Source organism: Streptomyces sp. NPDC031132 (genome assembly GCF_055570595.1).
This window is the reverse complement of sequence record NZ_JBVIGX010000004.1, coordinates 48,992-61,414: the sequence shown is the minus strand read 5'-3', so window position 1 is coordinate 61,414 and position 12,423 is coordinate 48,992. Positions and strand designations below refer to the sequence as shown.

Sequence of the window (12,423 nt, the reverse complement as noted above, 5' to 3'; positions counted from 1 at the left end):
CCTGCCCAAGGTGACGGCCCTGTCGCGGTGCGTGATACGCGGGAGGACGGGTTTGGTTCCCGGCGCGTCGGATCCGTACAGTGGCGGTTTTGGGGACTTCCGCAGCAGGCGGTGGCGGACGAGTGATCAAGGAACGGCAGCGGCCATGACGGTGACCGAAGACAACCACGTGACCGGGGACGACCACGGCTACGGGCCGGGCATCGACCCCGACCGGCTGGCCCTCTGCCTCAGCGTGCTGGACGAGCTCGACAAGCTCGACGTCGACCACCCGGACGCCATCACCGTACGCCGTGCCACCGCGGGCCTCTACCGCACGGTCAAGCAGCGCCGCCGCCAGGAGCGCCGCGCCGCCAAGACCGCCAACGACAAGGCCGTCACCGAGGCCACCGCGACGGGCTCCGCCGAGCGCATCGACGACGAGACCGAGGGCATCCTGCCTTCCTCGGTCACGGAGGCCGGCCGGATCGCCGGGATACTCCAGCGCCCGCGCTCCTGCTACATCTGCAAGACGCGCTACGTCGAGGTCGACTACTTCTACCACCAGCTCTGTCAGGACTGCGCCGCCGAGAACCGGGCCAAGCGCGAGGCCCGCGCCGACCTCGCCGGCAAGCGCGCGCTGCTCACCGGCGGCCGGGCGAAGATCGGCATGTACATCGCGCTGCGGCTGCTGCGCGACGGCGCCCACACGACGATCACCACCCGCTTCCCCAAGGACGCCATCCGCCGCTTCAAGGCGATGGACGACTCGGCGGACTGGATGCACCGCCTGGAGGTCGTCGGACTCGACCTGCGCGACCCGGCCCAGGCCGTGGCGCTCGCCGACCAGGTGGCCGAGGCCGGTCCGCTCGACATCCTGATCAACAACGCGACGCAGACCGTGCGCCGCCTGCCCAGCGCGTACGCCGCGCTGGTCGAGGGGGAGAGCGCCCCGCTGCCGGCCGGCGAGCTCCCCGCCCACCACGTCATCGGCGCGTTCAACTCCGGCGCGGTCGACGGCCTGGCGGCGCTGCCCGTCGGCGTGAGCGGGCTCGACGCGCAGAAGGTCGCCGACCTCGCCCTGGTCGCGGGCAACGCCAGCATCGAACGGCACCTCGACGGCACCGCCATCGACGCGGGCGGCCTGCTGCCCGACGTCGTCGAGACCAACACGTGGGTGCAGACCATCGACCAGATCTCCCCGGTGGAGCTGCTCGAGACCCAGCTGTGCAACTACACGTCGCCGTTCATCCTGATCAGCGCGCTCCGGCCGGCGATGGCCGAGGCCGCCCGCAGGGCGTCCAGCGGGCGGGCGTACGTGGTCAACGTCTCGGCGATGGAAGGCGTGTTCAGCCGCGGTTACAAGGGCGCGGGGCACCCGAACACCAACGCCGCCAAGGCCGCGATGAACATGGTGACGCGCACCAGCGGCCAGGAGATGTTCCAGACCGACCGCATCCTCATGACCTCGGTCGACACCGGCTGGATCACCGACGAGCGCCCGCACTTCGACAAGCTGCGCCTGGCCGAGGAGGGCTTCCACGCCCCCCTCGACCTGGTCGACGGTGCGGCCCGGGTCTACGACCCCGTCGTCCGCGGCGAGGCCGGCGAGGACCTGTACGGCGTCTTCCTCAAGGACTACGCGCCGGCCAACTGGTAGCCGGCCCGGGCGGCCACGCGCCGCCGCCGGGGCCCGCCGCCCCGCGTCACCGCCTGCCGTACGACCGTGCCCCGGCACCCCTCTCGAGGGGGCCGGGGCACGGTCGTTTCACGGCGTGCGCTCGTACGCCCTCGCCGCCACCAGCTCCAGGACCGGACGCCAGTCCTCCATCACGCCCGCGTCGAGCCCGACGACCTTGCCCGCGTCATCCGCTTGGCGCAACGTCACGGCCGCCTCTGCATCGGGGTCGGCGGCGAAGGCGCGGACCTCCGCCCCGTCCATCAGGCCGCCCTGCGCGCGCAGCGTCAGCGCGCTCTGCGGGGACAGCACCCGATCGGGCTCCACGGCCGCCAGATGGCGCTTGGCCGGCACGTGCAGCCGTACCAGCCGGGCCACCCGTTCCCCGAGCAGCGGACGGATGGCCTCCGCCGCATGGTCGGCGTGGCCCGCGTCGTCTCCCGGGAAGAGCAGATGACCCAGGTCGTGGACGAGTCCGGCGACCTGGAGCTCCTTGTCGAACGGATGCGAGCGGCGCAGCAGTGCAGCAGTCTGGAGCCCATGATCGTGCAGATCGACCGGGTCTCCGCTGCGGTCGGGCGTGTCCCACGCCCCGCGGCACGCGAGCAGCAGCTCCATCAGCTCCTCGATGCTGTCGACCCTCGGCACCTCCGGCACTCCGGACCTCGCCACCGCCGCTCCTTCCGCCGCCCGTACTCCAGTCGTGCTGCTGCGGTCGAGCAGACCACCCGTCACGGACACATCGGCGTACGACGTCCTGAACTCGCGGAGAAATCAAGCCGTCGAGTGGATTTTGCCAGTCTATTGAGCAGGGACGCGCTCATATGTGTACTCTGAGTGGCACAAGACGGCCGCATCCAGGCCACGCTCCACCAAGGCGCCACCGCGTCCGGAAACCCTTTATCCCTTGTGCCCGGCGCGCGGCTCGCCCTCCGGGTTACGCGACACAAAGGAGTGCGCGGTGACAGACACGACGACGAAGTCCGACGAGACGCTGGGAGAGCGCCCCGCAGGGCGGGTCCGCCCCCAGACCGACGAGCTCGGCAGCCTCGAAGTCTGGGCCCGGTCCGCCCCCATCCGGCTCGCGGGCTACGAAGACGACCTGGCGGAGTCCCACATCCTGCCCGGCATCGATTAGTCCCCACGACGCCACGCAGCGCCCCCGAGCCGACCGGTGACGGGGGCGCGGTGCTGCGCCGACCGTGCGGGACTCCGGAGGGGTTCCCGTCGGCCGTACGCCCTGAGCGTCATCGCTGTCGGCGATCAAGACTTCCGGCCGCCCTCCGGCTCCAGCACGCTGGCCCGCATGAAGCTACTGATGCTGGGCGGTACCGAATTCGTCGGACGCGCGATCACCGAGGACGCCCTGGCCCGGGGCTGGGAGGTCACCGTCTTCCACCGCGGCCAGCACGCGCCGCCGCCGGGCACCTCCGCCCTGCACGGCGACCGCACCGCACCCGGGGGCCTGGACGCCCTCGCCACGGGCGCGTGGGACCTGGTCGTCGACACCTGGGGCGGCGCCCCGACCGCCGTGCGCGACAGCGCCCGGCTGCTCGCGGGCCGGGTGGGACGGTACGCGTACATCTCCACCCGTTCCGTGTACGCCTACCCGGCCCCCGCGGGGCTCGACGAGGAGGGCCCCCTCGTGGAGGGCTCGCCCGATGCCGACTCCGTCGCCTACGCCGAGGACAAGCGCGGCGGTGAACTCGCCGCCGAGGCCGCTCTCGGGGAGCGCGCCCTGCTGGTGCGCGCCGGCCTGATCCTCGGCCCGTACGAGAACGTCGGCCGGCTGCCCTGGTGGCTGACCCGCGTCGCGCGCAGCGGCCCGTTCCTCGCCCCCGGCCCCCGCGACCTGCCGATCCAGTACATCGACGTGCGCGACCTCGCCCGCTGGACCCTCGACGCCGCCGAGGCCGGCCTCGGCGGTGCCTACAACCTGGTCTCCCCGCCCGGCCACGCCACGATGGGCGGCTTCCTCGACGCCTGCGTCGCCGCGGCCGGGGGCGTCGCCGAACCCCGCTGGACGGACGCCGCCACCCTCGAGGCGGCCGGCATCGAGCCCTGGACCGAACTGCCCGTGTGGATCCCGGAGGGCGAGGCCCACGACTACATGTTCCGTGCCGACGTCGGCAAGGCCCTGGCGGCGGGACTGGTGTGCCGACCCGTCGAGGAGACCGTGGCCGACACCTGGACCTGGCTGTCCTCCATCGGAGGCGAGGCGCCCCTGCGCCCGGACCGCTCGACCAAGGGGCTCGCGCCCGAGCGGGAGGCCGCGCTACTCGGGCTCTGACCAGGAGGCCTCGGCGAGGCGGGTCGGCGGGAGGTACTCGCGCAGCAGCCTGCGGTGCCACCAGGCGCCCGTCTCGCGCAGCTCCCGCCAGGTGGTGAACCGGTAGCGGTACAGCCTGGCCCGCACGTACACGGGCGGGGCGTCCGGGAACGGGTTGTGGCGGATCAGCCGCAGCGTGTCCCGGTCGCCCGCCAGCAGCCGCTCCACGAACGGCCCGAACCAGTCCCGCGCATAGCCGGGGGAGAGCGCCGCGAACCACATCAGCCAGTCCAGCCGCAGATGGTACGGGGCGAACTGGCCCGGCATCCGGCGCAGATCACCCGGTTTGCCCTTGAACCCGTACTCCCGCCACGCCCCGTCCTCCCGCGGCACCCGGTCCGCGGTGCCCTCGACCACCACCTCGTCCCGGATCCGGCCCACCGTGCCGAAGGCCCCGTACGTGTTGACCAGGTGCAGGGGGTCGAAGGAGCGGTTCATCACCTGGCGCCGCGAGACCATGTTGATCACCGGATGCCGGCTCAGCACCAGCACCAGCACGGTCACCGCACACACCAGGACCGCGAACCAGACGGGCGCCGGGCGCGACGCGGCGGCCGGCGGCGGCCCGGCGAGCCCCGTGAAGTCGACCGCCGGCAGGGCCGCCGTGATGGTGATCCAGTTCAGCCAGGCGAAGTTGCCCGACAGCACCAGCCACAGCTGCGTCGCCACGATGATCCCGGCCGCGTACGAGGCCACCGGCTGCGGAGTGAACAGCAGCACCGGCACCACCAGTTGGGTCACGTGGTTGGCCGCGCACTCCACCCGGTGCAGCGGCCTCGGCAGATGGTGGAAGAACCAGCTCAGCGGCCCCGGCATCGGCTGCGTCTCGTGGTGGTAGTAGAGGCAGGTCAGCTCGCGCCAGCACGAGTCCCCGCGCATCTTGATCAGCCCCGCGCCGAACTCCACCCGGAACACCACCCAGCGCAGCAGCCACAGCACCAGCACCGGTGGCCCGACCTGCGCATTGCCGAGGAAGACCGCCAGGAAGCCCACCTCCAGCAGAAGCGACTCCCAGCCGAAGGAGTACCAGGTCTGCCCCACGTTCACGACCGACAGGTACAGCAGCCACAGCAGCGCCCACATCCCCATGGCCGCACCCAGCGGAACGAGGTCCCCGGCCCCCGCGGCCAGAGCTGCGGCCACGGCAGCCCCCGCCCAGGCGCAGCAGGCGAAGAGCCGGTCCGAGTAGCGCAGTTGGAACAGGCTCGGGGCGTGTTTGAACGGCACGTACCGCACATAGCGCGGCACGGGCAGCATGCCGTGCGCCCCGATCAGTGCCCGGAACTGCAGGGCGGCCGCGACGAAGGCGAAGAGGTAGACGCCGGCGAGGGCCCGCTGGAAGACCAGCCGGCCCAGCCAGTAACCGGGCGCCGTGAACCAGTCCATCGCTTCCAGTATCGGGCGGATCAGGCCGCGGCGGCCAGCTTGCGCACGGTGCGGCCCAGCCGGCGGGCGTAGCGCAGCTGGAGGAAGGGGATCACCGGGCCGGCGAGCCGGGTGTACCAGGCGGCCGGCCGGCTGAAGGCGGTCACCTCGAACCACACCGTGCCGTCCGGGTCCCGGTGCACCATGAAGGACTCCTCGCCGCACTCCGGGTGGCCGGTGAGCGTCCCGTACGCGAAACCGACCCGGTGGGGTTCGTAGGAGGTCCAGAGCACCTCGCACGGGGCGTCGATCCGCAGTGGTCCGAAGCCGATCCCGACCACCACCCGGCTCCCCGCCCGGACGGCGCCGTGCCCGGCCCGGACCAGCATGCCCGAGGCCCGGTGGGCTCCGAAGGTGGTGACGGCGGTCCCGGCGGCCTCGAAGACGGCCTGCCCGTGGCCGATCCGGGTGCGGTGGTGCAGGTGGTGGTATCCGGCGGGCAGCGGCCGCCGCCGCGTCGCCCCGCGGTCGGGGTAGTTGACGGTGTCACGGCCGTCGCTGATGAGGCGGGTCATGGCGTGATCTCCATTCGGTCGACGGTCAGCCGGCGCCAGGCCAGTACCGAGCACAGGGCGAAACCGAGCGCGTTGCCGAGGCCGTGGGTGGCGGCCATCCAGGTCAGGGTGGGGTGCGTGATCCCGGTCGCCTCGCCGGCCGCCCACCACAGGGCGAGCAGCATCGTGACCACCAGGACCGCGGCCGAGGTCGCGAGCAGCGCCCCGGTGGTGCGGTCCCCGGCGGAGGGCCGGATCTCCCGCCAGGTCAGCAGGGCCACCGCCCACATCCCGCCGGTCAGCACGACCGTGCCCGCCAGCTCCGCCCAGTCGTCCACGAAGTAGCCGAGGAGGACCAGCAGGGTCCCGGCAGGGACGCTGTACGCGGCCCAGCGCGACAGTGCCGTGCCGTGCGCGGGCGTGGCCGCCCGGCACACCAGCCCGGCGACCAGGGCGGCCGTGAACCCGGCGAAGTGGAAGTGCGGCACGGTCAGCGCCAGGATGTCCAGGTCGAAGCCGAACAGCCGGTACCCGGCGCGCTCGGCGACGAGGGCGGTCCCGGCGACCGACGGTGAGACCAGGGCGGTGAACACGGCGATCTCGGCCGGCGCGGGCGTGCGGGAGGTTCCGGCGGCCGGCGTCCGCAGGGTCCGCGGCAGCCGGGCCGGGGCCCGGGCGGCGAGCGCCAGGGTGGCCGCGGCGTACAGTGCGGCGAGCACGGTCGCAGCCGTTCCGCGCGGCAGCCACAGGCACAGGGCCCCGGGGGCGGCGAGCAGGGGCCAGATCCGTGCGATCCCGCGCAGCCCGGCCGGGTCGATCAGGCGCAGGCCGGCGGGGACGACGTAGAGCATGCCCAGGGTGGCGATCAGATGCACCAGTACCGCCACCGCGGACTCCCCTCCGGACGCGGCCGAACGCTTTGAACGCGTTCAACTCACGGTCGTGACCCTACGAGGTTCCTTGAACATGTTCAAGACCTCGTCCTGCTCCCGTCCCGGCGCTCCGGTTGCGGCCCTCCCGCGGATGCGGCAGACAAGAGGGAGCAACCGGGGCGAAAAGGGAGATACAAAGTGCACGCACCGACACCCCGTCAGGCGCCGCGTCGTCATACACCGGCCCGCGCAACCCTCTTCACGCTCCTCGGTCTGCTCGCCGCGGCCTGCGGCAGCACCGAGGAGCCCCAGAGCGCGCCCGGACCCGAGAGCCACGAGGTCCTGCTCCAGCCCGTGTCCACGGCCGGGCCCGACCCCTTCACCACCTCTTCCGCCACCCGCGAGTCCGCCCCCGCGCAGCCCCCGCTGCCCAACCCGACCGGCCAGGGCATCCGGACCGTCAACGCGGCCACCCCCGGCCTGTACGGCGGCACCCAGCGGCTGGGCAGCTGCGACGTGGAACAGCAGCTGCGCACCCTCACCGAGGACGACGCCAAGGCCAAGGCCTTCGCCCAGGCCGCCTCCATCGAGACCGCGAAGATCCCCGCGTTCCTGCGCGGCCTCACCCCGGTCGTGCTTCGCGCCGACACCCGCGTCACGAGCCACGCCTTCCGCGACGGCCGCGCCGCCGGCTTCCAGTCCGTCCTGCAGGCCGGCACCGCCGTCCTCGTCGACGACCACGGCATGCCGCGCGTCCGGTGCGCCTGCGGAAATCCGCTGCTCGCGCCGCGCGCGCCCAAGGGCTCCCCGGTGGTCAAGGGAGACCAGTGGAGCGGCTACCAGACCCAACAGGTCATCGTCATCGAACCGACCCCGAACCCGATCAAGAGCCTGGTCATCGCCAACATCGCCGACAACACCTGGCTCGAGCGCAAGACCGGCGACGACGGCGCCCAGGACCACACCCCGCAGGTCGTCCCCGCGTACAACCCGGCGGACGGCATCCCCGTAGGCGCCGCGACCGCGCCCGCAGTCGCCCCGCCGGAGCCGTGCGCGCCGCCCGAGACGGACAACGGCGCGAACGCGGGCACGAACGGCCTGGCCCGCACCGCGCCGCCCGCGCCGCCCACCCCGCCGAAGCCGCCGGGCGGTCCCGCCGGGGTCCCGGCCCCCCAGGCCACGGACTGCGTACCGCAGGGTGAGCAGGCCGGGCCGGACCGGCCGGGCGCGGGCACGCAACCCGCCGCCCCGCAGCGACAGCAGCCCGCGCAGCCGCCCGCCCGTCCGCGGCCCGATGCGCCCGGGAACCCGCGGGGCGACGTCCCCCCGGACGCCCTCTCGGACGTCCCCTCCGACCCTGCCCCGCAAGCCCCGGGCGACCCGGGCGTCCCGCCGGACTCCGACGGCTCGATGCAGCCGCCGAACGCCCCGTACGACACCGACGACCCGTTCGCCCCGCACGACCCCTTCGGCGCCCGGGACCGGCAGCAGCCGCTCGCGGATGCCGCCCGCTCGCTGGAGAGCGCCTGACCGGCCCGTGTGTCATGGTGGATCGGTGCCGACCACCGTATCGCTGCCGGACGACTGGCCCGCACACCCGGACCGGTCGCTCTCGCTGAACCGCATGGGCAGTTTCGACTGGGACCTGGACACCGGTCTCCTGCACATGGACGCAGCGGCCCTCGACGTCTACGACATGACGCCCGAGGAATACGACGGACGGCCCGAATCCCTCGCCCCGCGCGTCCCGCCCAGCGAGGCGACCCGGCTCGACGCGCTCGTCTCCAGCGCCCTCAAGAGCGCCGAGGACAACTACGGCGCCTACTTCCGGATCCGTTGCCAGGACGGCCGGCTGCGCTGGACGCACACCCAGGGCCGCGTCATGCGCGGCCCCGACGGCCGCCCGTTCCGGATCATCGGCATCGTCCGCGACGCCACCGACGAGCTCAGCCACTCGGCGGAACGCCTCGGCCTGGACGAGGCGCGCCGCCGCCAGACCTCCGTGGTCGAGAGCACCACCGCTGCCCTCGCCCACGCCCGGACCGTACGGGACGTCATCGACGTCATCGGCGACGCCCACGGCCTGGAGCGGCTCGGCTCCATGGGCATGGTCATGGGCCTGGTCGAGGCCGGGAGGATCCACCTCGTGGCCGAAGGGCCGCAGGACAGTTTCGTACCCGGCACCCGGTACACCCGGATCGACGAGCAGTACCCGATGAGCGAGGTCGTCCGCTCGCTGCAACCGCGCTTCCTCGACTCCGCGAAGGAGTTCGCCGAGGGCTATCCCGAGCTGTGGTCGAAGATCTCGTCCATGGACATCTCGGCGGCCGCCTACCTGCCGCTGATCGCCCAGGCCCGCCCCATCGGCGCGATCGGACTGCTCTACCAGGACAAGGACGGATTCACCCAGGACGAGCGGAACCTGCTGGTCGCACTGGGCAGCAGCATCGCGCAGAGCCTCCAGCGGGCGATGCTGCTGGAGCAGGAGCACGACCTGGCGGAAGGCCTCCAGCAGGCGATGCTCCCGCGCCGGATCCCCTCGGTGCCGGGCGCGGAGATCGCCGTACGGTACCGCTCCGCCCGGATGGGCCAGGACATCGGCGGCGACTGGTACGACGTCATCCCGCTGCCGGGAGGCCGGGTCGGGGCGGTCATCGGCGACGTCCAGGGCCACGACACGCACGCGGCGGCGGTCATGGGCCAGCTGCGGATCGTGCTGCGCGCGTACGCCGCCGAAGGCCACTCGCCGGGCACCGTCATGGCCCGGGCCTCGGTCTTCCTGCACGAACTCGACACCGACCGCTTCGCGACCTGCACGTACGTGGAGGCCGACCTCACCACCGGCGTGCTGCAGCTGGTCCGGGCGGGGCACATCGACCCGCTGCTGCGCACCCGGGACGGGGACTGCCGGCGGCTGCAGGTGGAGGGCGGGATGCCGCTGGGCCTGTCGGCGGAGTTCGGCCGCCTGGAGTACCCGGTGACCACCGTGGAACTGGACCCGGGGGAAACCCTCCTCCTCTGCACGGACGGCCTGGTCGAACACCCCGGCGCGGATCTGGACGACGGGATCCAGCTGCTCACCGCACTGATCCGGAGCGGACCGGCGGACCTGCCGAGACTGGCGGACCGGCTGTGCGGAGTGATCGACGAGCGGGGCGGCGACGACGACATGGCGCTGCTCCTGCTGCGCCGCCAGGCGGAGAAGGCCCCGCAGGGCGGCGGCCGCCTCCAGCAGCACGTGGCCCCGGCAGACCCGGAAGCCCTGGTCGCGGCCCGCCACATGATCGGCGCGGCGGTCCGGTCCTGGGGCGCGCGGGAACGGTCCGACGAGATCGAACTGGTCGCGGACGAGCTCATCGTGAACGCCCTGATGCACACGGACGGGCCGGCGATCGTGACCCTGCGGGTCCTGCCGGGCGCGCAGCGCAGACTCCGCGTCGAGGTGGAGGACCGCTCCAGCGCCCTGCCGCGCCGCCGGGAGGCAGGCGAATCGGGCGTCTCGGGGCGCGGCCTGATGCTGGTGGACCGCCTGGCGGACGTCTGGGGCGTGGAACCCCGGGGCAGCGGCAAGTGCGTGTGGTGCGAGTTCGTCATGTCCTGACCCGCCGACCGGGCCCCGCGGCCCCGCGGCGTTCGGGTGGCCGGGACGGGGCTCGCGCGGCAGGCTGGGGGCATGCCCGAGCTCCCCGAGGTCGAGGCCCTGAGGGAGTTCCTCGACGAGCACCTCACCGGGCGGGTGGTGGAGCGCGTCCTCCCGCTCGCCGTCAGCGTGCTCAAGACGTACGACCCGCCGCTCGGCGCCCTCGAAGGGCAGCCGGCCGGAGCCACCACCCGCCACGGCAAGTTCCTGGCGATCCGGATCGGCGAGCTCCACCTCGTCACCCACTTGGCCCGGGCCGGCTGGCTCCGCTGGCAGGACACGCTGCCCGAGCGGCCCCCGCGCCCCGGCAAGGGGCCGCTCGCGCTGCGCGTCGTCCTCGAGGGCGGCGGAGGCTTCGACCTCACCGAGGCCGGCACCCAGAAGCGCCTCGCCGTGTACGTCGTCCGCGACCCCCAGGAAGTGCCCGGCATCGCCCGCCTCGGCCCCGACCCGCTCGCCGAGGGGTTCGACCGGGACGCGTTCGCCGCGCTCCTGGCCGGGGAGCGGCGGCAGATCAAGGGCGTTCTGCGCGATCAGGGCGTCATCGCGGGGATCGGGAACGCCTACAGCGACGAGATCCTGCACGCGGCGAAGGTCTCGCCCTTCAAGCTGGCCGCCTCCTTCGACGAGGAGCAGGTCACCCACCTGTACGAGGCCGTCCGGCGGACCTTGCGCGAGGCCGTCGACCGCGCGCACGGCGTGGCCGCCGGCAACCTCAAGGCCGAGAAGAAGAGCGGGCTGCGGGTGCACGGCCGGGACGGGGAGCCGTGCCCGGTGTGCGGCGACACCGTCCGCTCGGTGTCGTTCGCCGACTCCTCGCTCCAGTACTGCCCCACCTGCCAGACCGGCGGCAAGCCGCTCGCCGACCGGAGGCTGTCCCGTCTCCTCAAATGACGTCCCCCTGCGTAGACTCCGGCCCCATGGCCGAGCAGCAGCCGCCGCCGTCGCGGCACCAGCAGCCGCCGTCGGCGCCCCGGCGGGAGATCGTCACGGGCGTGCCCCGGGGCACGCGCCGCCGCCCGCCCGCACACACCCCGGCCCGCTCGGAGATCTCCGAGCAGACCACCCTGGGGGCCACCTACGTCCGGGCCCTGATGCGCAGCCAGCTCCGGGCCGGGCTCGGCGCGCTGGGCGCCCTCGCGCTGCTCGTCGGGACGCTTCCGGTGCTGTTCGCCGTGCCGCGCTCCGCGTCGGGGCCGCTGGTCTGGGTGGCGCTCGGCCTGGTGGTGTACCCGGTGATGTGGCTGATCGCCCGGTGGTACGTCACCCGGGCCGAGCGCAACGAGGCCGACTTCACCGGCCTGGTGATGGACCCGGCCGAGGCGCCGGGCCGGCACCGGCCCGTCTGACCGCGAAGCCCCGGTCGCAGCACGCGCCGCGCCCCGCGTCAGAACAGGTGCATCGCCAAGTGGCCGAGCGGCAGCCCGAGTTGCCAGGCCGGGGTCCACACCCGCGCGTTCTCGTCCAGGCCCGGCGGGGGCTCGGCGTGGCCGTGTCGGCCCGGGTCGAGGTTGGTGGCGAACAGTTCGGTGCGGTCCAGCCAGCGCCAGGCCGCCCGGGCCAGTTCGAGGTCCGGGTCCTCACCGCGGCCGCGTTCCCTCGCCTCCTCGCCCAGCGCGAGGAAGCGGGTGTGCACCCAGTCGCGCCAGGGGTGCCCGTACGCCGTCAGCGACAGCCATTCGTCGAGCTGCGAGACCACCCGGATCCCGGAGAGCTCGCCGGCCGCGTCGGAGAGGTAGATCGTCAGCGCGAGCGTGTCCCGCCCGGCGCGGAACTCCAGGGTACTGACCGGGATCAGCCGGCCCGTGCGCAGCAGTTCGTCGGCGATGTACTCCGCATAGAGCCATGCCATGGGCACCGCGAGCCCGCCGTCACTGGTGCCGTTCGTACCCTCGGGCTGCACCGTTCCACCTTCTCCCGCGCGTCGAACTTCCCGTCGTCAGCCATGAGCCTTCACCGAGCGGCGCGCGGAACGGGGGATGTTTACCCAACTTGAACGCTCTGAG

Annotated in this window: 12 protein-coding genes; 7 read left to right on the top strand and 5 right to left on the bottom strand. The window is 73.3% G+C overall.

All coding sequences use genetic code 11. The features are described 5' to 3' along the window. Nucleotides 1-145 precede the first annotated feature (145 nt). Nucleotides 146-1,639 carry an SDR family NAD(P)-dependent oxidoreductase gene (locus ACZ49B_RS07990; RefSeq protein ID WP_468301739.1) on the top strand — a complete coding sequence of 498 codons (1,494 nt, stop codon included), beginning with the start codon at nucleotides 146-148 and terminating at the stop codon, nucleotides 1,637-1,639. A 108-nt stretch (nucleotides 1,640-1,747) separates the two neighbouring features. Here ACZ49B_RS07990 and ACZ49B_RS07985 read toward each other — a convergent pair whose 3' ends face one another. Further along, complete coding sequence (locus ACZ49B_RS07985; protein WP_468302447.1) at nucleotides 1,748-2,275, bottom strand: HD domain-containing protein; 528 nt, start codon at nucleotides 2,273-2,275, stop codon at nucleotides 1,748-1,750. 343 nt (nucleotides 2,276-2,618) lie between these two features. Between ACZ49B_RS07985 and ACZ49B_RS07980 the strand changes: the two genes are divergently transcribed. Next, nucleotides 2,619-2,795, top strand: coding sequence for a hypothetical protein (locus tag ACZ49B_RS07980; RefSeq protein ID WP_468301737.1), 177 nt, complete (start codon nucleotides 2,619-2,621; stop codon nucleotides 2,793-2,795). 168 nt (nucleotides 2,796-2,963) lie between these two features. Beyond that, a complete protein-coding gene (locus tag ACZ49B_RS07975) occupies nucleotides 2,964-3,947 on the top strand; it encodes an NAD-dependent epimerase/dehydratase family protein (protein WP_468301734.1) in 984 nt (327 codons plus the stop codon). On the opposite strand, the gene ACZ49B_RS07970 is transcribed toward ACZ49B_RS07975, so the two are convergent. Genes ACZ49B_RS07970 through ACZ49B_RS07960 form a run of 3 tightly spaced genes read right to left on the bottom strand, consistent with a single transcriptional unit; the run spans nucleotide 3,933 to nucleotide 6,792 of the window. Continuing rightward, complete coding sequence (locus ACZ49B_RS07970) at nucleotides 3,933-5,372, bottom strand: lipase maturation factor family protein (RefSeq protein ID WP_468301731.1); 1,440 nt, start codon at nucleotides 5,370-5,372, stop codon at nucleotides 3,933-3,935. The genes ACZ49B_RS07975 and ACZ49B_RS07970 overlap by 15 nt on opposite strands. Before the next feature lie 20 nt (nucleotides 5,373-5,392). Next, nucleotides 5,393-5,926, bottom strand: a complete 534-nt coding sequence (locus ACZ49B_RS07965) for a DUF1990 family protein (protein ID WP_468301728.1) — start codon at nucleotides 5,924-5,926, stop codon at nucleotides 5,393-5,395. Next, nucleotides 5,923-6,792 carry a YndJ family protein gene (locus ACZ49B_RS07960; RefSeq protein ID WP_468301725.1) on the bottom strand — a complete coding sequence of 290 codons (870 nt, stop codon included), beginning with the start codon at nucleotides 6,790-6,792 and terminating at the stop codon, nucleotides 5,923-5,925. Before ACZ49B_RS07960 ends, ACZ49B_RS07965 begins: the two co-directional genes overlap by 4 nt. Before the next feature lie 183 nt (nucleotides 6,793-6,975). Between ACZ49B_RS07960 and ACZ49B_RS07955 the strand changes: the two genes are divergently transcribed. The 4 genes from ACZ49B_RS07955 (at nucleotide 6,976) to ACZ49B_RS07940 (ending at nucleotide 11,766) form a co-directional block, all read left to right on the top strand. Then, nucleotides 6,976-8,307: a DUF6777 domain-containing protein gene (locus ACZ49B_RS07955; RefSeq protein ID WP_468301722.1), complete on the top strand. Its 1,332-nt coding sequence runs from the start codon at nucleotides 6,976-6,978 to the stop codon at nucleotides 8,305-8,307. Beyond that, nucleotides 8,279-10,378: a SpoIIE family protein phosphatase gene (locus ACZ49B_RS07950; RefSeq protein WP_468301719.1), complete on the top strand. Its 2,100-nt coding sequence runs from the start codon at nucleotides 8,279-8,281 to the stop codon at nucleotides 10,376-10,378. Before ACZ49B_RS07955 ends, ACZ49B_RS07950 begins: the two co-directional genes overlap by 29 nt. Nucleotides 10,379-10,450: 72 nt before the next feature. Next, a complete protein-coding gene (locus ACZ49B_RS07945) occupies nucleotides 10,451-11,311 on the top strand; it encodes an Fpg/Nei family DNA glycosylase (protein WP_468301716.1) in 861 nt (286 codons plus the stop codon). Nucleotides 11,312-11,337: 26 nt separating this feature from the next. Beyond that, entirely contained in the window at nucleotides 11,338-11,766 is a 429-nt protein-coding gene (locus ACZ49B_RS07940; protein WP_468301713.1) for a hypothetical protein, read from the top strand. A 38-nt stretch (nucleotides 11,767-11,804) separates the two neighbouring features. Here ACZ49B_RS07940 and ACZ49B_RS07935 read toward each other — a convergent pair whose 3' ends face one another. Beyond that, nucleotides 11,805-12,269: a hypothetical protein gene (locus tag ACZ49B_RS07935; protein ID WP_468302445.1), complete on the bottom strand. Its 465-nt coding sequence runs from the start codon at nucleotides 12,267-12,269 to the stop codon at nucleotides 11,805-11,807. Nucleotides 12,270-12,423: the final 154 nt, after the last annotated feature.